Consider the following 26,218-nt stretch of genomic DNA (forward strand, 5'->3'; position numbering starts at 1 on the left):
TCGGCCAGGCTAAAAGCCGAGAGCATCCCAAACCGCGCGGGATTCTAACAGTATGTAATGCTTCGCGTCACAGTCGAGTTTGCAATGTATAGAGCAAATCCAGCGCCTGTCGCGGGGTCAGGTCATCGACCTTGATCTTCGACAGTTCATCCAGTATCGGGTGCGGCAGGCTTGCGAACATATCGCTCTGCTGCGGGATCGCGGGTTTGCCGGGTTTCGCCCTTGGCTGGTCATGCGGCAGGCTGGTGGTTTCCAGGCGCTGCAAGTGCTCTTTGGCACGTGTGATGACTTTCCCCGGAACGCCCGCAAGCTGCGCAACCGCCAGGCCATAGCTCTGGCTGGCTGGCCCCGGCAGCACACGGTGCAGGAAGACGATTCGCTCGTTATGCTCGGTGGCATTGAGGTGCACGTTGTTCACCAGCGGCTCGCTTTCCGGCAGAACCGTCAGCTCGAAATAGTGCGTTGCGAACAGCGTGTAGGCACGCAGTTGCGCAAGGCATTCGGCAGCAGCCCACGCCAGCGACAGGCCGTCGAAGGTGCTGGTGCCGCGTCCCACCTCATCCATCAGCACCAGGCTCTTGTCCGTGGCGTTGTGCAGGATGTTTGCTGTCTCGCTCATTTCGACCATGAACGTCGAGCGGCCGCCAGCCAGATCGTCACTGGACCCGATACGGGTAAAGATCCGGTCCACCAGTGACAGCTCGCAACTGGCTGCGGGCACGAAGCTGCCGATGTGGGCCAGCAGCACAATCAGTGCTGTCTGACGCATGTAGGTCGATTTACCACCCATGTTCGGGCCGGTGATGACCAGCATGCGGGTGCTGTCGTCCAGTGCCAGGTCATTGGCGACGAATGGCGTGCTCAGTACCTGCTCCACCACCGGGTGACGGCCCTGTTCGATGCGCATGCAGGGTTCAGTGACGAATCGCGGGCAGTTGAGGTCCAGGTTCAGAGCGCGCTCTGCAAGGTTGCTTAGCACGTCCAGCTCGGCCAGCGCCCCTGCAGTGTCCTGAAGCGGCGCAAGGTGGCCGATCAGGTCCTCGAGCAGCGCTTCGTACAACATTTTCTCGCGTGCCAGCGCCCGGCTTTTTGCCGACAGCGCCTTGTCTTCGAACTCCTTGAGTTCCGGCGTAATGAAGCGCTCGGCGCCCTTGAGGGTCTGGCGACGTATATAGTCAGGCGGCGCCTGTTCGGCCTGCTTGCTCGGCAACTCGATGAAGTAGCCGTGTACGCGGTTGTAACCCACTTTCAGATTGGCCAGGCCGGTACGGGCTTTTTCCCGAGCCTCCAGATCAATCAGAAACTGCCCGGCGTTTTCACTCAGCGATTGCAGGTCATCCAGTTCGGCGTCGTACCCGGTCTTCAAAACGCCACCGTCACGAATCACCGCGGGAGGGTTATCGATGATTGCGCGTTGCAGCAGGTCAGCCAATTCCGGATAGGTGCTGGCCGTCTGCGCCAGTTGTTGCAGATGCGGCGTGTCCAGGTCCGCCATCGCCTTTTGCAGCTCTGGCAGGGCGCTCAAGGCATCACGCAGCCGCGCAAGATCGCGGGGCCGGGCGTTGCGCAGACCGATACGGGCCAGAATCCGCTCGATGTCGCCAATTTCCTTGAGCTGCGGTTGCAGGTGCTCGAAGCGGTAGCGATCCAGAAAGCAGGCAATCGATGTCTGGCGCGCCTGAAGAGTCGGCAGGTCGCGCAACGGGCGGTTCAGCCAGCGGGTCAGCAGTCGCGTGCCCATCGCTGTCTGGCAACGGTCCATGACCGATTGCAGGGTATTGTCGCGGCCACCAGACAGGTTGATGTCCAGTTCCAGATTGCGGCGTGTGGCGGCATCGAGGATCACGGTATCGTCAAGACGCTCGTGACGCAGGCTGCGCAAATGCGGCAGGGCAGTACGCTGGGTCTCCTTGGCATAGCCGAGCAGGCACCCCGCAGCGCCAATGGCCAGGGTCAGGTTTTCGCATCCAAAACCTTTGAGGTCCTGTGTCGAAAACTGCTGACACAGACTTTTATGAGCCGAGTCGCGCTCGAAATCCCACGGGGCACGACGGCGGGCGCCTCGGCGTTTCTCCGCCGGCAGACCTTGCGGCCAGTCGTCCGGGATCAGCAATTCTACGGGATTGATACGCTCCAGCTCGGCAAGCAGGTTTTCCCAGCCCTTGATCTCCAGCACGCTGAAGTTGCCGCTGGTGATGTCCAGCACGGCAAGGCCGAACAGGCGCTCATCGCCGAGCACGGCTGCGATCAGGTTGTCCCTGCGCTCATCCAGCAACGCCTCGTCGCTGATGGTCCCCGGTGTGATGATCCGCACTACCTGACGATCCACCGGGCCTTTGCTGGTCGCCGGGTCGCCGATCTGCTCGCAGATGACCACCGACTCGCCCAGCTTCACCAGTTTGGCCAGGTAGCCCTCGGCGGCATGGTAGGGAATCCCGCACATGGGAATGCTCTGGCCTGCCGACTGGCCGCGTGCGGTCAGGGTGATATCCAGCAGTTTGGCGGCTTTTTTCGCGTCTTCGTAGAAGATCTCGTAAAAATCGCCCATGCGATAGAACATCAACTGATCCAGGTGCTGGTTTTTGAGTTTCCAGTACTGCTGCATCATCGGAGTGTGTGAGGAGAGGTCGGAAATTGCTTTATTCATCAGTGGCTTAGGCAAGTTCTTGAAAAGGGGGTTGGGCAACCTTGAGGCATGACGAGCGATCCCTCTTTGAATCAAGGGCGTCTGCCGGGTATTTGCGATGGTCGCAAGGTTATCACGCACGATCAGGTGGTGCAGTTCTGGCGTGACGGCTGTTCATTGATGACCAGACGTTTCCCGGCGGCCCTGAACGTCGATTTGCCGTATAGACTTTCAGCGTCGGCATTCGATAGTCGAATGCTCCTTGATAAAAAAGGATTTTATATGAAAAAGAAGAGGGCCAGAGACTCTGTCAACGGGCAATTCATTCCTTTGGAAGAAGCCAAAAAAAGACCGAGAGAAACCACGGTTGAAACGGTCAAAAAACCGGAGCGCAGGAAAACTGACTGATCAATCGGCCATTGCAGGGTTGCTGCACTGCTCTGGTGAGCATTTGCTGCAGGTCTTGTGCATGAACAGGAGAACGTCGTGGATCAGATAACCGGGCTTGCCGATACCTTGGGCAAGCTTCTAGACGCAATGAGCGCTCAAGTGACCACCGCCGAATCCTGCACGGGAGGCGGTATTGCGGAGGCAATTACGCGCATCGCCGGCAGCTCCGCATGGTTCGAGGCAGGCTATGTGACTTACTCGAACGCTCAGAAGACCCGACAATTGGGTGTCCCGGAGGCATTGTTCGCTCAGGTGGGGGCGGTCAGCCAGCCGGTCGTCGAAGCCATGGTGCGAGGTGCGCAGCGTGAAAGTGGCGCTCGATACGCCGTGGCGGTCAGTGGCGTGGCGGGGCCGGGCGGCGGGTCGGTCGACAAGCCAGTCGGTACGGTATGGCTCTGCTGGGGCGATGGTGAGGCGCTTGTTGCGCAATGTCACCGGTTCGATGGCGACCGCGATCAGGTACGTCGGCAGACGGTCGAAGCCGCGCTACACGGGCTGATACAGCTTGCACATGGAGAAATGCCAAAACAGGGGTAGGCGCGCGCTCATCGCTGTGGAATAATACTGTCTACTTATACAGGTGTTGTGGCCATCAAGGCCCTAATTGAATTTGATTACGTGAGGACTTCAATGGACGACAACAAGAAGAAAGCCTTGGCTGCGGCCTTGGGTCAGATCGAGCGTCAGTTCGGTAAAGGTGCCGTGATGCGCATGGGCGACCATGACCGCCAAGCGATTCCGGCCATCTCCACTGGTTCTCTGGGTCTGGATATCGCACTCGGTATCGGCGGATTGCCAAAAGGCCGGATCGTCGAGATCTACGGTCCGGAATCTTCCGGTAAAACCACGCTGACGCTGTCGGTCATCGCGCAAGCCCAGAAAATGGGTGCTACCTGTGCGTTCGTCGATGCCGAACACGCTCTGGACCCTGAATACGCAGGCAAGCTGGGCGTCAATGTCGACGACCTGCTGGTTTCGCAGCCGGACACCGGCGAGCAGGCGCTGGAAATCACCGACATGCTGGTGCGTTCCAACGCCATTGACGTAATTGTCGTCGACTCCGTGGCTGCGCTGGTGCCCAAGGCCGAGATCGAAGGCGAGATGGGTGACATGCACGTAGGTCTGCAGGCGCGTCTGATGTCGCAGGCTCTTCGCAAAATCACCGGCAACATCAAGAATGCTAACTGCCTGGTGATCTTCATCAACCAGATCCGCATGAAGATCGGCGTGATGTTTGGTAGCCCGGAAACCACCACCGGTGGTAACGCTCTGAAATTTTACGCTTCGGTACGTCTGGACATCCGCCGCACAGGTGCGGTGAAAGAAGGCGACGAGGTTGTGGGCAGTGAGACCCGCGTCAAAGTAGTTAAAAACAAGGTTGCACCGCCTTTCCGTCAGGCCGAGTTCCAGATTCTCTACGGCAAGGGTATCTACCTGAACGGTGAGATCGTTGACTTGGCTGTCCTGCACGGTTTTGTCGAGAAGTCCGGTGCCTGGTACAGCTACCAAGGCAGCAAGATCGGCCAGGGTAAAGCCAACTCGGCCAAGTTCCTGGCAGATAACCCGGAAATCTGCAAAGCGCTTGAGAAGCAGATTCGCGATAAGCTGCTCACCCCAGGCGTAGATACCAAGGCAGTCGGTTCCCGTGAAGCGGTAGTTGCCGATGACGTGGCCGAAGCAAACGCCGATATCTGATACCCATGGCCGCTGTGCTTGACACGCCTGTCGCCATACGGCGCACTGCAATGGACCTGCTCGCGCGACGCGAGCACGGTCGAGTCGAGCTGACGCGCAAATTGCGTCAGCGCGGCGCTCCTCCAGAGCTTATCGAAGCCGCCCTCGACCGGCTGGTTGAAGAAGGTCTGCTCTCTGAATCTCGTTACCTTGAAAGCTTTGTCTCTTACCGGGCGCGCTCGGGCTATGGCCCTGTTCGTATTCGAGAAGAGCTGAATCAGCGTGGTTTGCAACGCGCGGATATCGAGCAGGCGCTCAAGGAATGCGGGGTGGACTGGCAAGAAAAGCTTCAGGATGTCTGGCAGCGCAAATTTGCCGGTGCATTACCCGTTGATGCTCGAGAACGCGCCAGGCAAGGGAGGTTTTTGAGTTATCGAGGATACCCACTGGACATGATCGGCCGCTTGCTAAGCGGCCGTGGTGGTGATGATTGATCAATCAGAGCGTCGTGTGTGGCGCCTGATTTACGCAGTCCTGCCTGTCGCTGAAGCATCAGCCCAGTTTTCCTGCAAGTTGATGTAGTCCACCAATTCCCGAAGCCTGCCTTGGTTGCGCCCTGTAAAGGTAAATGCAAGCCGCGTCAGATGGCTGAATTGCGCTTCATCATGCTCCTCGCCCTGATAACTGTGCTGATGGAAGTTTTCATTGATGCACAGGTCGACGAAAGCCTCCTGCATATGTTCCAACGCTTGCTCACTGAGTGCGTGATGCATACGGATTACGAACTTGTTCTTCAGCCAGCGGCTGGAGTGGAAGTTGCTGTAAAACTGGTTGATCTCTTCCACTGCTTCGTCGGGGCTGTAGACCAGTCGCATCAACTTCATGTCGGCTGGCAGGATGTAGTGGTTGTCCTGTAGCTGATTCTTGATGAAATCCAGCGCACCTTGCCAGAAGCTGCCGCCTGGAGTGTCCAGCAGCACGACCGGCACCAGCGGACTTTTACCAGTCTGTATCAGTGTCAGTACTTCCAGTGCCTCATCCAGCGTTCCAAACCCGCCTGGGCACAGCACCAGTGCATCAGCTTCCTTGACGAAAAACAGCTTGCGGGTGAAGAAAAAGTGGAAAGGCAGCAAGTTGTCGGTGCCATCGACGGTCGGGTTTGCGTGTTGCTCGAAAGGCAGGGTGATGTTGAAACCCAGGCTGTGTTTCAGGCCCGCACCTGCGTGAGCGGCCGCCATGATGCCGCCCCCTGCGCCGGTGATGACCATCATGTCCGATTGTGCGAGTTTCTCGCCCAGATCTCGGGCCTGTGCATATAGCGGGTGCTCTATGGGCGTACGAGCGGAGCCGAAGACTGTGACCTTACGACGCCCCTTGAAGCGCTCCAGCACACGAAAGGCTTTATCCAGTTCACGCAGGGTCTGCAGGGTTATCTTGACGTCCCAGCGATTGCGGTCGTCTTGAGCCATGCGCAACACGGTAAGCATCATGTCGCGATACAGCGGCAGATTTCGCGTGCCGGGTGCCACTTCATTGATATGCGCTTCGATCTTGGCGGTCAGGTCGAGACCGTTGCTTTGAAAATGTCGGGATAGAAGATCATCAGGTACATACGGCATTCGGGATTTTTCCTCCTGCAGAGTCAATGGCCCCTCAGGGCGTGTTGAATCGATGATGTCCCGGTTTTCGGAGAAAGGCTACCCATTCCCTGTTTGAGTCAGAGCGGATTAGTTGCAGGATGTCTTGGCGTTGTCGAACTGGCGCGCCTGATGTGTCAGGCGCGCGTGGCAGAAGTGAGGTTATCGCGTGAAAGGACTGTTTACTGCTTGGGCTTGGCTGCGCAGTCCGAGGCCTGGAAAGTCTGGGTCGCAACCGGGCGATTGGTTTTGTACTCGGTGAACTGATACTTGAGTACAGCGCCTTTGGTCATCAACTGACGAAAGCCGTTGTTGTGGCATACGCTGTTGCCCAGCTGGTTACGCATCACGTCCGGGTTGGCACGCATCTGACTTGCCTGGCCTTCGCGGACACTCAAGTGGTTGATCAACTGATTGCCAGTGACGGTATAGCCCTGATCCAGAATATCCTCGTTGATCGCTCTCGGCGTGCCGACACTGCTTTCCTTAGCGACTTTTTCCAGCATTTTGCTGAGTTCGAACTCCTGTTTCGACGCCGCTTGAGCGCACAGCGGAGCAACGAGCAAAAGCGTAAGGGTAGGTGCGATAAGGCGCAGCATTTAACTCTCCTGATTAAGTGGCTGGCTGTTGGACCAGCGACTTCAAAGTGCGTTCCGGTCAGCCCGCCAAGCGAGCGGCGGAGCCGTGGCGCAGCAGTATAGAGCAGGACTAATCCAGCGGCCTAGGCCGAAAGCGGGTTCAAGCGCTGTCGCTCTGATAAACTGCGCGCACTTTATCCCTGCCGAGTCTCTGTGGTGTCGATGTATTCCCCCCGCTGGCGTGCCCAGCGATGAGCCATGCCGTTTCGCGTCTGCGTGACGAGCGTCTGGCACGCAGCACCAAACCGTTTATTGCCCGTGGATCGCGTGCGCCGCGTTGTCCGGCCTGCCGGGTCATTTCCAGCTATTGCCTGTGCGAATGGCGGCCAACGGTGGCCGCCCGATCGGGCATGTGTTTGCTGATGTATGACACCGAGCCTATGAAACCGACCAACACTGGCTGGCTGATTGCCGATGTCATCGAAGACACCTATGCCTTCGGCTGGTCGCGTGTCGAGATTGATGAGCAGTTGCAGGCCTTGCTGGATGACCCGCAATGGCAGCCGTATATCGTCTTTCCCGGCGAGTTCGTCGCCAGCGAGCGTGTGGTCACGCAGGTCTGGCCTGAGAAGGGCAAGCGCCCGCTGTTCATTTTGCTGGATGCCACCTGGACCGAAGCACGCAAGATGTTTCGCAAAAGCCCTTATCTTGAAAGGTTTCCGGTGCTGAGCCTCGTGCCCGAGCAAATCTCGCGTTATCGCCTGCGTCGGTCAAGACGTGACGATCACTTCTGCACCGCGGAAGTGGCGGCTCTGTGCCTGGAACTGGCCGAGGACGTGAGCGCCAGTGGCGTGCTTGACGCTTATCTGGATGTATTCAGTGCGCACTATTTAGGCGCCAAGTTTCAACGTCCGATAGATCCGGATGACGCCGCTCACACTCATTTGAAGCCCTTCATTTGAAGGGTGTCATGCTGCGCTGCAGTATCAGGTGGCACGTGTTGGGCCGATTGCCATCTTTGTGCGCAGTCGACGGCGCTTCGCGCTTGACCGTCATGGTGTTGCTGGGCATGCTTGGCGCCGCCTGGAAGCCGATTCATCGGGTCTGCCGCGGCACTTGCCGCCAGCCTTTGAGCGGCCGATTTTGTCGGCCACTCACTATAAAAACAGGATCATTACATGACCTACGACATCCTGATCGCTGATGATCATCCCCTGTTTCGCAGTGCGCTGCGTCAGGCGCTGACCATTGGCCTGGGGCCTGAGGCACGGCTGGTCGAGGCAGAGAGCATTGCACAGCTTGAATCTCGTCTGGACGAGAAGGGCGACTGGGATCTGGTTCTGCTGGACCTGAACATGCCGGGCGCCTATGGGTTCTCCGGGCTGGTCCTGCTACGTGGCCAGTACCCGCAAATACCTGTGGTGATGGTCTCTGCTCAGGAAGAGGCGTCGATTGTGGTGCGCTCCAGAGAGTTTGGGGCCAGCGGGTTTATCCCCAAATCCAGTTCGCTGGAAGTTATCCAGCAGGCAGTCCGGACCGTACTGGATGGCGAAGTCTGGTGGCCGCCGCAGGTCAATGAAGTCATCAGTGTCTCGGATGAAGCAAAAGCGGCGAGCGCAGGGCTTGCCAGCCTGACGCCTCAGCAGTTCCGCGTGCTGACCATGGTGTGCGAAGGCTTGCTGAACAAGCAGATCGCCTCCGAGCTGAGCGTGTCCGAGGCGACTATCAAAGCCCATGTCACGGCGATTTTTCGCAAGCTTGGCGTGCGTACGCGCACTCAGGCGGCATTGCTGTTGCAGCAGCTTGAATCCATCTCTTCCAGCTGAAGGTAGGCCATGTAGCTCGTATTCACGCTTTTTTGACCTTTATTGCCTTAGTTTTCCTCATCTTTTTTTGCACGGCAGCCCTCTATGTCGCCCTTCAAAGGCCAAACCGGCCTTAAACGTATTCTCAATGCTGCAGGTTATTCCATCGATGGCATGACCGCTGCCTTCAAAGGCGAAGCCGCTTTTCGTCAGTTGGTGCTGCTGAATGTGGTTCTGGTCCCGCTGTCGTTTTTTCTGCACGTCAGCAAGGGCGAGCACGCCTTGCTGGTTGCTGTGTGCCTGTTGGCGTTGATCGTGGAGCTGCTCAATTCTGCTGTCGAGGCGGCCATCGACCGTATTTCGCTGGACCTGCATCCGTTGTCGAAGAATGCCAAGGACATGGGCAGTGCCGCCCAATTCATCGCCCTGAGCATGATTGCGCTGGTTTGGGGCATCGTTTTGCTGGGCTGAGTCTGCTCAGTAGAGGCTTGGCAACACGATCTCGTCGCTGCGCTGCACGCCGGCAGTGAACGCGCGGCACAGTTCGAGAAATTCACGCATGGCGGAAGTCTGATACTTCTGCTTGTGCCAGATGAAATAAAACTGGCGTGACAGGTCCAGCTCCGGTGTGGCCAGCTCCACCAGATTGCCGCGACGAAATGCATCCCGCAGCGCAAGCCTGGAAATACAACCAATGCCCAGCCCTGACTCGACCGCCCGTTTGATCGCTTCGGTGTGTTCCAGTTCGAGCCGGACATTCAGGCTGTTGCGATGATGGCGCAGGGCCTGATCGAACGTCAGTCGTGTGCCTGAGCCCTGTTCGCGGAGAATCCAGGCTTCATGGGTGAGCTCTTCAAGCGTTACATGCGCACGCTTTGCCAGCGGGTGCTGAGGCGCGCAGAACACGACCAGTTCGTCTTCGACCCAGGATTGCACCTCGATGTCCGGATGGCTGCAATCTCCTTCGATCAGCCCCAGGTCGATCTCGTAATGGGCAACCTGTTGCACGATGTGCGCGGTGTTCTGGACGTGCAGCTTGACCTGACTTTCCGGATGGCGCTGCATATAACCGCCGATCAGCAGGGTTGCCAGATAATTGCCGATGGTCAGGGTGGCACCGACTGCCAGCGAGCCGAAACCTGATTTGCCATTGAGCAGGTCCTCGATTTCCTTGGCCTGGTCCAGCAGCGCAACCGCCTGCGGCAGCAGCTGTCTGCCCGTGGCATTGAGGCTGAGCCGCTTGCCGGCGCGGTCAAACAGCTGGCAGCTGGACTGGCGCTCCAGTTCGGTGATGGATGTGCTGGCAGCCGACTGTGAAAGCGAAAGCAGCACAGCTGCCTTGGATACGCTTTCCTGCCAGGCCACGGCGACGAAAACCTGAAGCTGACGTAGAGTAAATCGCATATCTATATAACCGATAACCTATATCTTGATAATCCATTTAACAGATATTCTGTCTGCCACTAGAATGTCGCGCAATAGCGCAGTGCTTCTGCGCGCACTATTTTTTCAGGAGTCCTCACGTACATGAGCAACATGAACCACGAGCGTGTCCTCAGCGTCCACCATTGGAACGACACCCTCTTCAGTTTCAAGTGCACCCGCGACCCTGGCTTGCGTTTCGAGAACGGTCAATTCGTCATGATCGGTCTGCAGCAGCCCAATGGTCGTCCGCTCATGCGTGCCTACTCCATTGCCAGCCCCAACTGGGAAGAGCATCTGGAATTCTTCAGCATCAAGGTGCCGGACGGCCCGCTTACCTCCCAGTTGCAGCACCTGAAGGAAGGCGATGAAATCATCATCAGCAAAAAGCCTACGGGCACGCTGGTGCTGGATGACCTGAAGCCGGGCAAGCACCTTTACCTGTTGAGCACGGGCACCGGTCTGGCACCGTTCATGAGCGTCATTCAGGATCCTGAGACCTATGAGCGTTTCGAGAAGGTCATCCTCTGCCACGGCGTGCGCTACGTGAACGAGGTCGCCTATCGCGAGTTCATCACCGAGCATCTGCCGCAGAACGAATTCTTTGGCGAAGCGCTGCGCGACAAGCTGATCTACTACCCGACGGTCACCCGCGAGCCGTTCGAGAACGAAGGCCGTCTTACTGACCTGATGCGCAGTGGCAAGCTGTTCAGCGATATCGGTCTGCCACCGATCAACCCTCAGGACGACCGCGCGATGTTGTGCGGCAGCCCGAGCATGCTCGACGAAACCAGCGAAGTGCTGAACAGCTTCGGTCTGACCGTTTCTCCGCGTATGCGTGAGCCTGGTGACTATCTGATCGAGCGTGCATTCGTCGAGAAGTAGACCGCTCTCACAAGACCCGCCTTGTCCTTGATCGGATCAGGCGGGTTTTTTATTGCGTGGGAAATGTTGCCGGCACTACTTCAATGACGCAGATGACGCCGGTCTGCGGGTAATGCCAGCGTACGTCCAGGTCCCAGAACTGCGCGCCATAGCGGCGCTCTGGCGTGGGTAGCTGGTAAGCCGGTCGCGGGTCTTGAGCCAGGCATTGTTCGATCAGCTCGACTAAGGGCTCGTTGAGGCGTAGAGCGTGTGTTCGAGCTTGCATCAGCGCGGCGTCCTGCCACTGCACCGGGATCAAGGCTGGCGCGGCACTGGCCATGTGGTTGGTTGCGTCGGCGATGACATCGGCATAGGGCACATAAGGCTTGATGTCCAGTACTGGCGTACCATCCAGCAGGTCGATGCCCGACAACCAGAGCCGGCCGGGTTCGACCTTGTCCAGCTTGACTACCGATTGCCCTATACCGTTAGGGCGATGCGTGGCGCGTGTCGCAAATACGCCCATCGACTGATTGCCCCCGAGACGGGGCGGGCGCACTTTCAGGCGTGGCTTGTCTTCCAGTGCCAGGTGGAATAGAAACAGCAACCAGACATGGCTGACCTGTTCCAGCCCCTGAACAGCCTCGCCCTGATCGAAAGGTGCGACCAGTTCCAGCACGCCTCGCGCTGCCGGCGCCAGCTGTGGCTGGCGCGGGATGGCGAACTTCTCCTTGAAGCAGGAGCGCACGAAGCCCACAGGGGAGACGTTGTAGCTCATGGTGTCAGCCGCTTCAGCCGCGGACACGCAGGGTCAGACCCTTGAGGAAGTTGCGCAGCAGTTGATCGCCGCACGCGCGGTAGTTGGTGTGGCCGACCTTGCGGAACAGCGCGCTCAGCTCAGGTTTGGACACTGGAAACTCTGCGGACTTGAGGATTGCATGCATGTCGTCTTCTTTCAGTTCGAAGGCTACGCGCAGTTTTTTCAGGACAATATTGTTGGTGATCGGCAGATCGATCGGCTGTGCAGGGCGGCTTTCGTCCTTGCCACGCTTGAAGTAGACCAGCCCGTCCAGGAAGTGCGCCATGATTTCATCGCTGCAATCCAGATAGCCTTCTTCTTCCTCTTTCTTCATGAAAGCGATGACGTCGCTTTTCGACACTTCAAAACCGGTAAGGCCGATGATCTCGACAATTTTGCTGTCGCTGATATCGAGCATGTAGCGCACGCTGCGCAGTACGTCGTTGTTCATCATGGGGCGTGTTTCCTGGTAAGTCGGCGGCGCATGACAGTGATCACGCGCGCTGTAATAGGGGGATGTCGAAAGGAATTAAAACTTTTCCTTGGTCGTCATGTAACGCCACTGGCCTTCGGGCAGCTTGCCCATAGACACGCCGCCGATGCGGATGCGGCGAATGGCAACGATTTTCAGGCCAACGGCTTCGCACAGTTGCGCGATGATGCCGGGCTGCGGGTTTTTCATGGCAAAGCGCAGACGGTTCTCGTTCTGCCAGCTGGCCTTTACGGCCGGCAGCTCCTTGCCCTTGTAGGTCAGGCCGTGGTTCAGGCGATTGAGGCCGTGGGCAACCATCTCGCCCGAGATTTCCACCACGTATTCCTGTTCGATCTTGCTACGGTCATCGGTGAGTTTGCGCAGGATTTTCCAGTCCTGACTGAACACCATCAGGCCGCTGGCATTGGCTTGCAGACTCGAAATGGCTTCCAGGCGCATGAAGTGGCCTTTGAGCGGGCGCTTGCTGTAGCTGTGCTCTTCGGAAAGCGTGCCTGGCGTGATCATCTGCAAGGCGCTTTCGGCGCTTGCCGAGGCGGGCTTGTGCAGGATGATCGTTACCGGTTCCGGAGAGTCGGCCTTCGCGTCCGGGCTCAGTTCGATTTTCTGCGTGCTGACCTTGAAGTGTGGCTCTTCGATAACCACGCCATCCACAGTGACCCAGCCCCCTTCTATGAACAGTTCGGCCTCCCGGCGGGAGCAACCGACCAGCTCGATAAGGCGTTTGGAAAGGCGAATGGGGTCTGTCATGACAAAAAAGCCGTTTGATAAGTAGAAAGGCGCCATTGTAACCGCCAAAGGCCGGTTAATCGCGGCAACATTGCATTTGCCTGGCAATCCACATCAATTGCGTCTGTTCAGGCGCATCCTGAGCATGGGGTACGGCTGGCCTAGGCCATCGACTTCCGAGCGGCTGACGACCCCGAATCCCTGTTTGCAATAGAAGCCGAACGCCTTGGGATTCTGCTCGTTCACGTCCAGCTCAGTGATGCCGAAATGGTTGACGGCATGTTGCAGCAGTTGCGTGCCAATACCCTGATTGCGGTATTCGGGGGCAATGAAAAGCATGTCCAGCCGCCCCCGGTTCACGCCCGCGAAGCCGGTGATGGCCTGCTTGTCGTTACGCATACAGAACAGCGTCACGCTGTCCAGGTACTGAGTGAGCAAGCCCTTGAGCCGGACGACATACGCGTCCGGCATGAAGTCGTGGGTGGCGCGCACCGAGCGCTCCCACACCTCTATCATTTCCGGATAATCCTTCACATCAGGTGCACATAGCTGCATCACGCCATCCTCCGCTCGGCCTGTCGTCCATAGACAACACCAACAGACAAAAAAGCCCTGCCATTTTAAGGGCAGGGCTTTTGATGGCGCTTTGACCGGTGTCAGAGCATTTCGGCCCACAGGTCGTATTCGTCGGCGTCGGTAACGCGGCACATGATCTTGTCGCCAGGCTGGACGTTGCTGCCGTCTTCCAGGCCGATGAACACGTTGCCGTCGATTTCCGGGGCATCGAAGAAGCAACGGCCGACGGCACCACGATCATCGACCTCGTCAATCAGCACTTCGATTTCCTTGCCGATCTTCATTTGCAGGCGAGCGGCGCTGATTGCCTGTTGATGGGCCATGAAACGATCCCAGCGATCCTGCTTGATGTCATCCGGCACGATGGCCGCATCCAGCAGATTGGCAGGAGCACCTTCGACCGGTGAATACTGGAAGCAACCGACGCGGTCCAGTTGGGCTTCGGTCAGCCAGTCAAGCAGGTACTGGAAGTCCTCTTCGGTTTCACCGGGGAAGCCGACGATGAAGGTCGAGCGGATGATCAGATCGGGACACTGTTCGCGCCAGTTCTTGATGCGCGCCAGGGTCTTGTCTTCAAAGGCCGGACGCTTCATGAGCTTGAGGATTTTCGGGCTGGCATGCTGGAACGGGATGTCCAGGTACGGCAGGATCTTGCCTGCCGCCATCAGCGGAATCAGCTCATCGACGTGCGGGTACGGGTAGACGTAATGCAGGCGAACCCAGACGCCCATCGAACCCAGCGCCTGACACAGCTCGGTCATGCGCGTTTTGATCGGCTGACCGTCCCAGAAACCGGTGCGGTATTTGACATCGACGCCATACGCGCTGGTGTCCTGAGAGATCACCAGCAGCTCCTTCACGCCGGATTTGACCAGACGCTTGGCTTCGTCCAGCACATCGCCCACCGGACGGCTGACCAGCTTGCCGCGCATCGACGGGATGATGCAGAAGCTGCAGCTGTGGTTACAGCCTTCGGAGATCTTCAGGTAAGCGTAATGGCGCGGGGTCAGTTTGACGCCTTGTGGTGGCACCAGATCGATAAGAGGGTTGTGATCCTGGCGCGGCGGCACGACGTCGTGCACGGCATTGACCACTTGCTCGTATTGCTGCGGGCCGGTGACCGACAGCACACTCGGGTGCACGCTGCGAATGACACTCGCATCGACGCCCATGCAGCCGGTGACGATGACCTTGCCGTTTTCCTTGATGGCTTCGCCGATCACTTCCAGCGACTCGGCCTTGGCCGTGTCGATGAAGCCGCAGGTATTGACCACGACCACGTCGGCGTCCTCGTAGGTCGCAACGACTTCGTAACCTTCCATGCGCAGTTGAGTCAGGATGCGTTCCGAATCAACGAGCGCCTTGGGGCAACCCAGAGAAACGAATCCAACCTTGGGGGCGGACGGCGTGGTAACGGTGGACATGGCAAACCTCGGCGTGAAGGGCGCCCGAACGCAAAGCGCGGGCACCGACTGGGCGCTTGGGGCGCCTCTGATCAAAAAGTGCGCAATTCTAGCGGTGGGCGGGCGGGATGACCAGCGTTAGAAAGAGAATTAAGACGAGTGCTGCGTTATGCTTCGCGCCATCGTGGCCAGACGTGTCAATGTCTGGCTGAATCTTAATTGTTACGTGTTGTGATGTTCTCAGTCTGTTGAACCTCATGTCTGGTTATCTGGAGTAGTGGATGAGTCAAGCAAACAGTCATGCGGAGGCCGGAGGCACGGCAAAACCGATCGGGTTGTTGATCGCCGCTGTCGGCGTGGTTTACGGGGATATCGGCACCAGTCCGCTGTACACGCTGAAAGAGGTGTTTCAGGGGGGCTACGGTGTGGAAGTCAGCCACGACGCGATTCTCGGCGTGCTGTCGCTGATTTTCTGGTCGCTTATCTGGGTGGTGTCCTTCAAGTACATGGCGTTTGTCCTGCGTGCCGATAACCAGGGCGAGGGCGGCATCATGGCGCTGATGGCCTTGGCGCGGCGGGCTTCGGCCAAGCACCCCAGGCTGCAGATGATGATGGTGGTATTCGGATTGTTCGGTGCGGCACTGTTCTACGGTGACAGCATGATCACCCCGGCAGTCTCGGTCCTTTCGGCGATGGAAGGTCTGGAGCTGGCCTTCGATGGCCTGGATCACTGGATCGTGCCGATGGCGCTGGTTGTGCTGGTGGGGCTGTTCCTCATTCAGCGGCACGGCACAGCGCGCATCGGCGTACTGTTCGGGCCGGTGATGGTCGTCTGGTTTCTGGTGCTGGGCGCGTTGGGTGTCTACGGCATTATGCAGTCGCCGGAGGTGCTGAAAGCGGTTAACCCGGCGTGGGGCCTGAATTTCTTCATCATTCATCCGGGGATCGGCGTCGCCATTCTGGGCGCTGTGGTTCTGGCGCTGACCGGGGCCGAGGCACTGTACGCCGACATGGGTCACTTTGGCCGCAAGCCAATCTCGCGTGCCTGGTTCATCCTCGTGCTGCCCGCGCTGTTGCTCAACTATTTCGGTCAGGGCGCGCTGGTGCTGGATAACCCGGAAGCAGTGCGCAACCCCTTCTACCTGCTGGCGCCGGGCTGGGCGCTGCTGCCGCTGATCGGTCTGTCGACAATGGCCACCATCATTGCTTCTCAGGCAGTGATTTCCGGCGCTTTCTCGATGACGTTGCAGGCAATTCAACTGGGTTATATCCCCAGAATGCATATCCAGCACACCTCAAGTGACGCGCAGGGCCAGATTTACATCGGTGCCGTGAACTGGGCGCTGATGGCGGGCGTGATCATGCTGGTGATCGGTTTCGAGTCTTCCGGCGCGCTGGCTTCTGCGTATGGTGTGGCGGTCACAGGGACCATGCTCTGCACCACGATTCTGGTGTCGACGGTCATGCTGATGCTCTGGAAATGGCCGCCTTTGCTGGCTGTTCCGCTGTTGATCTGCCTGCTGCTGGTGGACGGTCTGTTCTTCGCCGCCAACGTGCCGAAGATATTTCAGGGCGGTGCCTTTCCGGTGCTCGCCGGTGCAGTGCTGTTTATCCTCATGACCACCTGGAAGCGTGGCAAGCAATTGCTCGCCGAGCGTATCGACGAAGGCGGGCTGCCCTTGCCGATCTTCATCGGCAGCATTCGTGTCCAGCCGCCGCATCGTGTGCAGGGCACTGCGGTGTTCCTCACCGCACGTTCGGACGCTGTCCCTCACGCGTTGCTGCACAACATGCTGCATAACCAGGTGTTGCATGAGCAGGTCGTGCTGTTGACGGTGGTGTATGAAGACTCGCCTCGTGTGCCTGCCGCCGAGCGCTTCGAAGTGGAGTCGTATGGCGAAGGCTTTTATCGGGTGATCCTGCACTTCGGCTTTATCGACGAGCCGGATGTGCCTGCTGCGTTGGCGCTGTGTCATCTGGCCGAGCTGGACTTCAGCCCGATGCGTACCACTTATTTCCTCAGTCGCGAAACGGTCATCCCTTCAAAAATGGATGGCATGGCTCGCTGGCGTGAGGCGCTGTTCGCTTTCATGCTCAAGAACGCAAACGGCAACCTGCGCTTCTTCAAGCTGCCGTTCAATCGTGTGATCGAGCTGGGTACACAGGTCGAGATGTAACCTGCCGCTGTAAAGTCAGTCAGCATGGACAAAAAAATCCCGGCAACCTCACGGTGCCGGGATTTTTTATGCCTGCAGACTTCGATAAATGAAGCTTACTGGGCGGTAGCCTTGCCCTGACGCTTGTTGATGGCGTCGATCAGGCGCTTGGCCAGTGCCGGATAGTCTTCGTCGAAGTGATGACCGCCAGGCAACTGAACCGCTTCGCCGACGGCGGTGGTGTCGGTGCAGCCGCTGTCTTTCTTCTCTTCGATGCCGTAGACACAGAACACCTTGGCGGCAGGCAGTTTGGCCATTTCCTGTCCGGTGGTGGCCTCCTTGCCTGCGTTTCCGAGCCAGCCGTCGACGTGAATCTCGAAGCTGCCGGTGCGTGCAAAAGCGAGCAGAATGATTGCATCGACACGATTCTGGTCATCCGTAGCCAGGCGGTTGTAGATCGCAGGCATCACGTCCGCGCCAAACGAGTAGCCAGCCAGGATGAAGCGCTTGGTGCCCCATTTCTGCCTGTAGTGGTTCATCAGGTCGGTCAGGTCGGTAGCGGTCTGCTCTGGCGTCTTGTGTTCCCAGTAGTAGCGCAATACATCGATGCCCACTACTGGATAGCCCATCTTGGCCATGTCGCCGGCAACGACCTTGTCCAGGTCGCGCCAGCCGCCGTCACCTGACATGAACAGCGTCACGGTATCGGAAGGCTGGCTGGCCGGGACTTCAACCACCGGGATACCCAGGCCGCCGCTGTCGTTTTCACCGAGCAGCAAGTGACGCAGTTCGGTATTGAGGACCTGCGGCAGCGGAATGTCGTAATCGCTGATGCTGGTGTCGGCGTTGGTCTGGTCGCGTACGAAAGCGGCGCTCGGATCATCCGGTGCATCGTTCCAGGCCGCCAGCCAGTGGCCGTGCGGGGCTTTTTGCGGCAATGACACGTCACAGATCTGCGGTGCTGTCTCACCCTCTTCAAGCACCGGAGGCGGGTTCGAACCATGCTCGAGGGCAAAGCCTACAGAGATGGCCTGTGCCTTGTCGTCCGTCTGTTCGGCCAGCCAGCGCCATGCCAGCGTTGCGCCAGGGCCTATCCCGCCAACTACCTTCGCAGGACCGTCGAGCTTCTGCAGGGCAGCTTGAAAGGTCTTCTGTTGCAAGACACAGTCATCCTTTGGCAATACCACCTGAATGATGCGTGCCGAAGCATCCTTGCTGATCGCCAGCAACTGCTTGTCGGTGAGCATGTCTTCAGCGGTGACCGCCAGGGCGATGCGCGTCTTGATGCTGGTGGCCGGCGTCACACTGGTCAGCGGCGCGCCGCCTTCCAGGTCCAGATGTTCCAGCGAAGCGGGTGGAGCGGGGCGGGTCCAGATCCATACCCCCGAAGCTACGATAAAAAGAACAATTGCCAGTGCTGCGAGCAAAAGGCGCCAGGAGCGTCGAATCATCAGCGTTTCACCAATCCAGTCAGACCGCCCGCAATCAGGGCGGCGGTGTCAGCCAGTGCCACGAGCGGATCAAGTCCGGCAGGCACGGCCATATAACGAGGTTCCCAATCGGGCTGGAACTTGTCCTTGAAGCGACGCAGCCCCTGGAAGTTGTACAGCTGTTCGCCGCGGCGGAAGATCATCGAGCCAAGACGCTGAGTGATCGGCGCGCCGCGTCGCGGTTGCAGGCCGGACAAAGGCACCATCCCCAGGCTGAAGCGCGCATAACCCTGGGCTTTGTAGTGCAGAATCAGACCGACCATCATGAACTCCATGGTCAGTTTCGGTGCGTCCGGGTGAGAACGCATCAGGTCCAGGCTGGCCAGCTCCAGGCTGGTGGTTTCCAGCAGGTTGGAGAAGGCCACTGGCTTGCCCTGAAAGTGGATGATGGCGATGCGGAAGTATTTGAGGTACTCCGGGCTGAAGCGACCGAGCGAAAAGCCTTTTTCGCGGACGTTCTTGCCGGTCAGCCAGGCATCGGAAATCACTTTCAGCTCGTCGATAGGCGCCTGACCCGGCTCATAGATCTCCAGCGAAAGCCCATCGCGGCCACCCCGATTCCAGGTGTAGCGCAGGTCTTTCATTTCCTTGCCTTTGGCGTCGATGTCGAAACGTCGCAGGTCCACACGTGCTTCTTCACCCAGCTTGATCGCTGTCAGGCCGATGTCCATGTAGAACGGCAGGTTTTCTGCGCGAACCTGATAAAACACCGGACGAGCATGATGCACGTCGCACAGGTCGCGGAACTGCCAGATCAACTCCGCGCGTTGCTGGGTCGGTCCGATCGGGTCGTAGAGCGCCACCAGACTGCGCCCGCGATGCGAGTACATCAGAAACGCATTGCCAGCAGGGTGAAACAGGATGGCCTTGTCGCCGGTCAGCACCAGGCCGCCGTCTGGCTGGCTGGATGCCTTGAGAATCTCGGCGGCTTTGTCCAGGTCAGCCGCATCCGGCAGCTTGATAACAGGTCGCGCAGTGCGCAGCAGCCAGGTCAGCGAAACCACCACCAGCAGCACTGCACTTCCGAGTGCCGAGCGCAGGCCGCGCGGGGCGTCTGCGTCCAGGGTAAATTGCCACCACAGCTGATGGCTGTAAGGCACATCCTGGTAGGCGAACAGCAGCAGCCATATCGATGCGCCGACCACACAAACACTGGCGATCAGATAAAGCGGCGAGAACGGCAGCTCCAGCAGACGACTGGGACGATAGAACGAGCGGCGGAAGGTCAGCAGCAGGCCTGCGGTCAGCAGGAGCATGCTGGCCTCTTCCCAGTCGAAGCCTTTAAGCATCGACAACACGGCGCCCACCAAGAGCAGAATGACGGTCAGCATCCAGGCTGCGGACAACCGACGACGCAAGCCTTGAGCGAGCAACAGGCACAAGACACCGACCAGGCTGGCGCCGAAGTGCGACGCGTCGATCAGCCGGTGCGGAATCATGAAGCCTACGTTTTCAAGCCGGGTATCGATCTCAGGGGTGGCACCAGAGAAGAGCAGCACCACCCCCGACAAGAAAACCAGTAGTGCCAGAATTGGCGCAGCCAACCCCGAGGCAACGCGCATAGCTTGCCTTGTCGGCAGCAGGCGCTGGGCTTCAGTGAACAGCAAGGTCAGGCAGGCCAGCAGAAGCGGCAGCACCACATAGATGAGGCGGTACAGCAGCAATGCAGCGGCCAGCGGTGCGGCACCCAATTCGTTGGCGAAGGCCGCCAGCAAAATGGCTTCGAACACGCCCACGCCACCGGGCACGTGGCTGAGCACACCGGCAGCGAGTGCCAGCAGGTAGATCAGGATGAACGCGCCGAGCGGTGGCGCGTGGGGCAGCAACAGGTAAAGCACCATCGCTGCTGCGGCGACGTCCAGCGCGGTGATAACCAGCTGGATTAGCGTCAGCTTCAGGTCTGGAAGGCGCAGTGTGCGCCGACCCAGGCGGACCAGAATGTTGTGCGGGATATCCTGCTCCGGCAGGCGGCGGCGGTAGACGAACAGCGCCAGCAGCAGGCTGCCAGCCAGAACCGCGGTCGCGATGACGGCGAGAACATCGACCGGCAACTTGAGGGCAAGTGAGGCACCGGAAAGATTGCTCAGCGTCGCCAGTGCGGCCAGCGGTGGCAATGCGCAGCCCAGCGAGAGGCTGGCAAACACCGTCATGCGCGCGATCTCGATGGCACCCACGCCGTAGCGCGAGTACAGCCGATAGCGAACCGAGCCACCCGACAGCATCGACAGACCCACCGCATTGCCGATGGCAAACGATGTAAAGCCGCCGAGAATCAGGGTTTTGACCGGCAGGTCGACGTTGGCGTAGCGGCTGGCTGACAGTTCATAGCCCATCAGAATGATGTAACCCACCACCGCGGCTGCCAGTGCCCCGCCCAAGGCGGGCAATGTAACCGCGAACAGTGAGTCGTGCAGCGCATACCAGTCCATTTCGACCAGCATGTGGCGGCAGGCAATCAGGGCCAGGCCGAACAACAGCAGCATCACCGCCAGCCCTATAGGCTGTCGGTATTTGCTTAGCAGCTCCCGCCAATGCAGGCGCGGTGGGGTGCTTGGTTGTTCTGCATCAACAGCTTTATTGGAATCGGACGTGTTGTCGCGCATCAATCACTCCTTGGATCGTGCGCGACAGGATGGAGGTATACAGCCAAGTTACCAATCCCTACGCAAAAAATATTTCAGGATGTTAGCGCGTCAACGCCTAACGAGCGAATAGCGAATCGAGCTGGTTGAAGCTGTTCAGCTACGGTTCAGTCGTGATCAGCCTAGTAATAAGCCTATCGGCAGCGCATGCAAAAACTGTCGTCAATGAAAGCATTACGTTACAGATGTGATGATAGGGTTTCAAAGGGTCTGGTAAATAGTCTTTTTTGTCAGACAGTTAGCCGTGGCCTGGAATGTTTTTCCGCGGAAACAAAAAAGGCCACTCTTTCGAGTAGCCTTTCTTGATGTTTGGTTGCGGGAGCCGGATTTGAACCGACGACCTTCGGGTTATGAGCCCGACGAGCTACCAGACTGCTCCATCCCGCGTCTGTGTGGCGGCATTCTACAGCCGAACGCTGAAGTGTCAACCCTTAATCCACAAAGCAGGCAAATGAGTAGCATATTGTGCGCTTTGTCGTGCAATGCCCTTGGTGGTGCTCAGATATCACAGATCTGTAGACCAAGGTTTGGGAGGGTGTTTTTCAAGCGGAAACAAAAAAGGCCACTCTTTCGAGTAGCCTTTCTTGATGTTTGGTTGCGGGAGCCGGATTTGAACCGACGACCTTCGGGTTATGAGCCCGACGAGCTACCAGACTGCTCCATCCCGCGTCTGTGTGCCGGCATTCTACAGAGAGATGGCGGGGTGTCAATGGCTAGTTTTAAAAAAATTCTTTTTCTTCAATCGGTTAGCGAGGCAGCGTGACTCACCGACCTGGCTTTGACGCCCGTATGACGGGGGGACCGGGTCATTTGAGTGGCGTAGCAGGGCGGTAAAGGCAATTTTTCGGATGGCCTTTGCATGATTGAGTGTCACTTATTGATACGGGTGAGATACTGCGCAGCCATTGATTCCAAAGTCGCATCAGGTCATGACGCAACGCAAGATCATCCACATCGACTGTGACTGCTTCTATGCAGCCATTGAAATGCGTGACGAGCCCGATCTCGCAGGCAAGCCGCTGGCAGTGGGCGGCTCGGCTGAGCGGCGCGGGGTGATCGCAACCTGCAATTACGAGGCGCGTGCTTATGGCGTGCGCTCCGCGATGTCATCTCGTCATGCGCTTACGCTGTGTCCGGACCTGACCATCGTCAAACCGCGCATGGAGGCTTATAAAGAAGCATCACGAGAAATTCATACCATATTTCGGGACTACACCGACCTTATAGAGCCCTTGTCTCTCGACGAGGCCTTTCTGGACGTGTCCGACGCCGGCCACTTTTCCGGTAGCGCCACGCGCATCGCCCAGGATATTCGGCGTCGGGTCTCGAAGCAGTTGCATATCACTGTGTCGGCGGGCGTCGCGCCCAACAAGTTTCTGGCCAAGATTGCCAGCGACTGGAAAAAGCCCAACGGCCTGTTCGTGATCACACCGGACCAGGTTGAGGACTTCGTCGCGTCGTTACCTGTGACCAAGCTTCATGGCGTAGGAAAAGTAACGGCAGACAAGCTGGGTCGGTTAGGTATTCTTGATTGCGCAGACTTGCGAAGCCGCAGCAAGCTTGTGTTGGTTCGCGACTTCGGCAGTTTTGGTGAGCGTCTCTGGAGTCTGGCGCATGGAATAGATGACCGGCCTGTGCAGAACGACAGCCGGCGTCAATCGGTCAGTGTCGAAAATACGTATGACACGGACCTGCCCGACCTGGCCGCTTGTCTCGAAAAGCTGCCAGCCCTGCTGGAGACACTGGGTACCAGAATGGAGAGGCTGGAGGGGCAGTACCGTCCTGGCAAACCATTCGTCAAAGTGAAGTTTCACGATTTCACCCAGACGACGCTTGAGCAGTCCGGCGCCGGGAGGGATCTGGGCAGTTACGAGCAGTTGCTGTCGCAGGCGTTTGCGCGGGGTGGCAGGCCGGTTCGGCTGCTGGGGATTGGCGTGCGCTTGCACGACTTGCGTGCCGCGCATGAGCAGCTGGAATTGTTTTCGCGATAACGGATGGCTGCGGTGTGGGCCCGCAGCCTTACGCGCTATTGGCTCTGCGCAGGTACTGCGACCAGGCGGCCGGCGTCTCTGGCGAGTGATTTGAGAAACTCGGTCTGCAGTTGCGGGTCGTTGCGTGTCAGTTCGATCAGGCTTTGCTCCAGCTCGCTGGCTTCTTCCTCCAGGCCCATATCAGAAAGACGTTTGACACGATGCACCCATTGGCTGACTTCGTCATCCTCAAGGTCGTCATAGATCAGGGCGTGCGCTTCCAGTAATTTACCGCGCAGCGAGTGACTGATCGGCAAGCTTTCACTGGCGTGAGCGCTGTCCTGGTCGTCTTCGACATTTATGTAGAGACGCGTGATACGGCTCAGGTCCTGTTCTGCAAACGGGCTGTCCAGCAGGTTAATGCGCAGGATGCCATTACGGTCGGTACTCAGCTCATGGGTTTCTGTCCCGGCCTTGACGATGACCGGGCGTTCATTCCACGGTAATGTGGAGTTCTCGATCCGCTTGTCCTTCTGTACTTCGTCGATGCTCGCAAGGTTCTGTTGAGCGCGGCCGTGAGAAGGGGCGTTCATGAACGGGTTAAGTCCTGCCACACCATAGTGAATCCAGTCCTTGGTCATGCTTTCGGGCAAATTGCCCAGCGCAAACACGTTGACCACATTCGCACCGACGCCAGCCACCACTGCAACCGCGCCCAGTGGGATCTCGTAAATCTCCCGCCACGGCTGATAAGGCGTGTAACGGTCATAGTGCCGGGTCACCTCGTAATCGGTGACCTCGAAAGACTTGTGCTCGTGAATCCGCACGCGACGTTGCGGCAACTCCAGTGTCTTGGGTTCGCCAATATCGACTTGCAGCGTATGTTCGAGCAGTTTTCGCTCGACGCGCTCCTCGTGTTCACTGCGTTGTGACAGTTGGTTGGCACAGCCGCCGACAAGAAAAGAGGCGCACAGAACGGCGCTGCCGAGGCTTGAGGTGCTTCGTTTGAACATGGGATCTCTGATGCGGATTGGGCGTGTGATGAGCGACGCACCTGCATATAAGGCAGGTGCGTCTTATGGCTCAGCGCTTCACTCGGCCCTGGATGAACGACAGCACATCCGCGACCGCAATGGCTTGCGGTTGCGACTCGGTACGGCTCTTGTATTCCAGATTGCCTTCGGCAAGCCCGCGGTCACTGACCACGACACGGTGCGGAATACCGATCAGCTCCATGTCTGCGAACTTGATGCCAGGGCTGGTTTTCTTGTCGCGGTCATCGAGCAGCACTTCAAAGCCGGCAGCGGTCAGCTCTGCATAAAGCTTGTCGGTCGCCTCGCGGACGGCGTCGGTCTCATAGCGCAGCGGGATCAGTGCGATCTGGAATGGCGCCAGGGTATCGTTCCAGATAATCCCGTTCTCGTCGCTGTTCTGCTCGATGGCGGCAGCAACAACGCGTGAAACGCCGATGCCGTAGCAACCCATGGCCAGATTGACCGGTTTGCCGTTCTCACCCAGCACCTGGCACTTCATGGCCTCGCTGTATTTGGTGCCCAGCTGGAAGATATGGCCCACTTCGATGCCGCGCTTGATTTCCAGCGTGCCTTTGCCGTCCGGGCTAGGGTCGCCTGCAACCACGTTGCGCAGGTCGGCGACAGTGGGAACGGGCAGATCGCGTTCCCAATTGACGCCGAAATAGTGCTTGTCATCTATGTTTGCGCCGACGCTGAAATCGCTCATCATCTCGACGGAGCGGTCGATGATGCATGGCAATGGCAGGTTCAGCGGGCCGAGCGAGCCGGCGCCAGCGCCGATGGCATCCCGAAGTTCTGCTTCGGATGCCATCACCAGCGGGTTGGCAACCTGTTCCAGCTGGCTCGCCTTGATTTCGTTGAGCTCGTGATCGCCGCGAATGATCAGTGCGATCAACTTGCCTTCTTCGGCTGCATGCACAACCAGCGTCTTGACCGTCTTTTCGATGGGCAGACCAAAGCCTTCGACCAGATGCGCGATGGTCTTGGTATTTGGCGTATCGATCAGGCGCAGCTCTTCAGTGGCGGCAGGGCGAGTCTTCTCGGAAGGGACTGCCTCGGCCTTTTCTATATTGGCTGCGTAGTCGGAGCCATTGCTGAACACAATATCGTCTTCGCCGGATTCGGCCAGTACGTGAAACTCGTGCGAGCCTGCACCACCAATCGAGCCGTTGTCGGCTTCGACCGGACGGAATTTCAGGCCCAGGCGGCTGAAGATATTGCTGTACGCAAGGTGCATTCGATCGTAAGTGACTTGCAGCGATGCGTTGTCGGCGTGGAACGAGTACGCGTCCTTCATGACGAACTCGCGTCCACGCATCAGGCCGAAGCGCGGGCGGATCTCGTCACGGAATTTGGTCTGGATCTGGTACATGTTGATCGGCAGCTGTTTATAGCTGTTGAGCTCGTTGCGTGCGAGGTCGGTAATGACTTCTTCGTGGGTCGGGCCCAGGCAGAATTCACGGTTGTGGCGATCGACCAGGCGCATCAGTTCCGGGCCGTACTGTTCCCAGCGGCCGGATTCCTGCCAAAGCTCCGCAGGCTGAATGCCGGGCATCAGAATTTCGAGAGCGCCAGCGGCGTCCATTTCTTCGCGAACAATGGCCTCGACCTTGCGCAATACGCGCAGGCCCATCGGTAGCCAGGTGTAGAGGCCGGATGCCAGCTTGCGGATCATGCCGGCACGCAGCATCAGCTGATGACTGACCACGACCGCATCGGAAGGGGTTTCTTTCTGTGTGGCGAGCAAAAATTGACTGGTGCGCATGGTTGGCCGTTGTCGGTTGCTGAGACTGGAAATGACCTGGCATTGTACGGCGGTGTTCCGGTGACGTACAGGGCAGGGCGGGCTTGCAGGTGGCCGGAGGGCGCTTTC

Annotated in this window: 23 protein-coding genes and 2 tRNA genes; 10 read left to right on the forward strand and 15 right to left on the reverse strand. The window is 58.4% G+C overall.

Going from position 1 to position 26,218, the window contains the following annotated elements; translation table 11 throughout:
- Nucleotides 1-67: 67 nt before the first annotated feature.
- Complete coding sequence (gene mutS / locus I9H09_RS06765) at nucleotides 68-2,635, reverse strand: DNA mismatch repair protein MutS (RefSeq protein WP_236502381.1); 2,568 nt, start codon at nucleotides 2,633-2,635, stop codon at nucleotides 68-70.
- Nucleotides 2,636-2,695: 60 nt separating this feature from the next.
- Here mutS and I9H09_RS06770 point away from each other — a divergent pair, with 60 nt between their 5' ends.
- The 4 genes from I9H09_RS06770 to recX all read left to right on the forward strand — a co-directional run bounded on the left by I9H09_RS06770 (nucleotide 2,696) and on the right by recX (nucleotide 5,244).
- Nucleotides 2,696-3,034 (forward strand): hypothetical protein, encoded by a 339-nt coding sequence (locus tag I9H09_RS06770; protein WP_005891894.1) that lies wholly within the window; start codon nucleotides 2,696-2,698, stop codon nucleotides 3,032-3,034.
- 78 nt (nucleotides 3,035-3,112) lie between these two features.
- Complete coding sequence (locus I9H09_RS06775) at nucleotides 3,113-3,613, forward strand: CinA family protein (protein ID WP_024691312.1); 501 nt, start codon at nucleotides 3,113-3,115, stop codon at nucleotides 3,611-3,613.
- Between the two features lie 93 nt (nucleotides 3,614-3,706).
- Complete coding sequence (gene recA / locus I9H09_RS06780) at nucleotides 3,707-4,771, forward strand: recombinase RecA (RefSeq protein ID WP_122347823.1); 1,065 nt, start codon at nucleotides 3,707-3,709, stop codon at nucleotides 4,769-4,771.
- Between the two features lie 5 nt (nucleotides 4,772-4,776).
- The gene (gene recX, locus I9H09_RS06785) at nucleotides 4,777-5,244 is read left to right on the forward strand and encodes a recombination regulator RecX (protein WP_024671766.1); all 468 of its coding nucleotides are present in this window, start codon (nucleotides 4,777-4,779) and stop codon (nucleotides 5,242-5,244) included.
- Nucleotides 5,245-5,274: 30 nt separating this feature from the next.
- On the opposite strand, the gene I9H09_RS06790 is transcribed toward recX, so the two are convergent.
- Together I9H09_RS06790 and I9H09_RS06795 are read right to left on the reverse strand one after the other, a co-directional pair.
- On the reverse strand, nucleotides 5,275-6,369 hold the full coding sequence (locus tag I9H09_RS06790) for an LOG family protein (RefSeq protein WP_055003381.1): 1,095 nt from the start codon (nucleotides 6,367-6,369) through the stop codon (nucleotides 5,275-5,277).
- Nucleotides 6,370-6,569: 200 nt separating this feature from the next.
- Nucleotides 6,570-6,986, reverse strand: coding sequence for a quorum-sensing-regulated virulence factor family protein (locus I9H09_RS06795; RefSeq protein WP_024691310.1), 417 nt, complete (start codon nucleotides 6,984-6,986; stop codon nucleotides 6,570-6,572).
- Between the two features lie 230 nt (nucleotides 6,987-7,216).
- On the opposite strand from I9H09_RS06795, the gene I9H09_RS06800 reads away from it, so the two are divergent.
- From I9H09_RS06800 to I9H09_RS06810, 3 genes are all read left to right on the forward strand, one after another.
- Nucleotides 7,217-7,927 carry a tRNA-uridine aminocarboxypropyltransferase gene (locus I9H09_RS06800; protein ID WP_122347826.1) on the forward strand — a complete coding sequence of 237 codons (711 nt, stop codon included), beginning with the start codon at nucleotides 7,217-7,219 and terminating at the stop codon, nucleotides 7,925-7,927.
- A 216-nt stretch (nucleotides 7,928-8,143) separates the two neighbouring features.
- Nucleotides 8,144-8,791 carry a response regulator transcription factor ErdR gene (gene erdR / locus I9H09_RS06805; RefSeq protein WP_024671764.1) on the forward strand — a complete coding sequence of 216 codons (648 nt, stop codon included), beginning with the start codon at nucleotides 8,144-8,146 and terminating at the stop codon, nucleotides 8,789-8,791.
- Between the two features lie 84 nt (nucleotides 8,792-8,875).
- Entirely contained in the window at nucleotides 8,876-9,241 is a 366-nt protein-coding gene (locus I9H09_RS06810) for a diacylglycerol kinase (RefSeq protein WP_005891927.1), read from the forward strand.
- A gap of 6 nt (nucleotides 9,242-9,247) precedes the next feature.
- Here the strand turns inward: I9H09_RS06810 and I9H09_RS06815 are convergent, their stop codons facing one another.
- A complete protein-coding gene (locus I9H09_RS06815; RefSeq protein WP_122347827.1) occupies nucleotides 9,248-10,174 on the reverse strand; it encodes a LysR family transcriptional regulator in 927 nt (308 codons plus the stop codon).
- 123 nt (nucleotides 10,175-10,297) lie between these two features.
- Between I9H09_RS06815 and fpr the strand changes: the two genes are divergently transcribed.
- Entirely contained in the window at nucleotides 10,298-11,077 is a 780-nt protein-coding gene (fpr, locus tag I9H09_RS06820) for a ferredoxin-NADP reductase (RefSeq protein ID WP_002554680.1), read from the forward strand.
- Nucleotides 11,078-11,126: 49 nt separating this feature from the next.
- Here the strand turns inward: fpr and tsaA are convergent, their stop codons facing one another.
- From tsaA to rimO, 5 genes are all read right to left on the reverse strand, one after another.
- Entirely contained in the window at nucleotides 11,127-11,834 is a 708-nt protein-coding gene (gene tsaA, locus I9H09_RS06825; RefSeq protein WP_122312497.1) for a tRNA (N6-threonylcarbamoyladenosine(37)-N6)-methyltransferase TrmO, read from the reverse strand.
- A gap of 13 nt (nucleotides 11,835-11,847) precedes the next feature.
- Nucleotides 11,848-12,309, reverse strand: coding sequence for a YehS family protein (locus I9H09_RS06830; protein ID WP_005891935.1), 462 nt, complete (start codon nucleotides 12,307-12,309; stop codon nucleotides 11,848-11,850).
- Nucleotides 12,310-12,384: 75 nt separating this feature from the next.
- The gene (locus I9H09_RS06835; RefSeq protein ID WP_005891938.1) at nucleotides 12,385-13,095 is read right to left on the reverse strand and encodes an rRNA pseudouridine synthase; all 711 of its coding nucleotides are present in this window, start codon (nucleotides 13,093-13,095) and stop codon (nucleotides 12,385-12,387) included.
- Between the two features lie 93 nt (nucleotides 13,096-13,188).
- Nucleotides 13,189-13,629 carry a GNAT family N-acetyltransferase gene (locus I9H09_RS06840; protein WP_122347828.1) on the reverse strand — a complete coding sequence of 147 codons (441 nt, stop codon included), beginning with the start codon at nucleotides 13,627-13,629 and terminating at the stop codon, nucleotides 13,189-13,191.
- Nucleotides 13,630-13,730: 101 nt separating this feature from the next.
- On the reverse strand, nucleotides 13,731-15,074 hold the full coding sequence (gene rimO, locus I9H09_RS06845) for a 30S ribosomal protein S12 methylthiotransferase RimO (protein WP_005891943.1): 1,344 nt from the start codon (nucleotides 15,072-15,074) through the stop codon (nucleotides 13,731-13,733).
- 260 nt (nucleotides 15,075-15,334) lie between these two features.
- On the opposite strand from rimO, the gene I9H09_RS06850 reads away from it, so the two are divergent.
- Entirely contained in the window at nucleotides 15,335-17,230 is a 1,896-nt protein-coding gene (locus I9H09_RS06850; protein ID WP_024670218.1) for a potassium transporter Kup, read from the forward strand.
- Between the two features lie 95 nt (nucleotides 17,231-17,325).
- On the opposite strand, the gene I9H09_RS06855 is transcribed toward I9H09_RS06850, so the two are convergent.
- The 4 genes from I9H09_RS06855 to I9H09_RS06870 all read right to left on the reverse strand — a co-directional run bounded on the left by I9H09_RS06855 (nucleotide 17,326) and on the right by I9H09_RS06870 (nucleotide 22,010).
- Entirely contained in the window at nucleotides 17,326-18,660 is a 1,335-nt protein-coding gene (locus I9H09_RS06855; protein ID WP_122347829.1) for a virulence factor family protein, read from the reverse strand.
- Nucleotides 18,660-21,302 carry a bifunctional lysylphosphatidylglycerol flippase/synthetase MprF gene (gene mprF / locus I9H09_RS06860; RefSeq protein ID WP_122347830.1) on the reverse strand — a complete coding sequence of 881 codons (2,643 nt, stop codon included), beginning with the start codon at nucleotides 21,300-21,302 and terminating at the stop codon, nucleotides 18,660-18,662. Before mprF ends, I9H09_RS06855 begins: the two co-directional genes overlap by 1 nt.
- A 349-nt stretch (nucleotides 21,303-21,651) precedes the next feature.
- A tRNA-Met gene (locus tag I9H09_RS06865) sits at nucleotides 21,652-21,728 on the reverse strand.
- Between the two features lie 205 nt (nucleotides 21,729-21,933).
- Nucleotides 21,934-22,010 (reverse strand) — tRNA-Met (locus tag I9H09_RS06870).
- A 260-nt stretch (nucleotides 22,011-22,270) separates the two neighbouring features.
- Between I9H09_RS06870 and dinB the strand changes: the two genes are divergently transcribed.
- A complete protein-coding gene (gene dinB, locus I9H09_RS06875) occupies nucleotides 22,271-23,332 on the forward strand; it encodes a DNA polymerase IV (RefSeq protein ID WP_122324350.1) in 1,062 nt (353 codons plus the stop codon).
- Nucleotides 23,333-23,367: 35 nt separating this feature from the next.
- On the opposite strand, the gene I9H09_RS06880 is transcribed toward dinB, so the two are convergent.
- Together I9H09_RS06880 and I9H09_RS06885 are read right to left on the reverse strand one after the other, a co-directional pair.
- Nucleotides 23,368-24,324: a hypothetical protein gene (locus I9H09_RS06880; RefSeq protein WP_005891966.1), complete on the reverse strand. Its 957-nt coding sequence runs from the start codon at nucleotides 24,322-24,324 to the stop codon at nucleotides 23,368-23,370.
- A 70-nt stretch (nucleotides 24,325-24,394) separates the two neighbouring features.
- Complete coding sequence (locus tag I9H09_RS06885; RefSeq protein ID WP_005891967.1) at nucleotides 24,395-26,110, reverse strand: proline--tRNA ligase; 1,716 nt, start codon at nucleotides 26,108-26,110, stop codon at nucleotides 24,395-24,397.
- Nucleotides 26,111-26,218 lie beyond the last annotated feature (108 nt).

Source organism: Pseudomonas tremae (assembly GCF_023278125.1).
Classification (GTDB): domain Bacteria; phylum Pseudomonadota; class Gammaproteobacteria; order Pseudomonadales; family Pseudomonadaceae; genus Aquipseudomonas; species Aquipseudomonas tremae.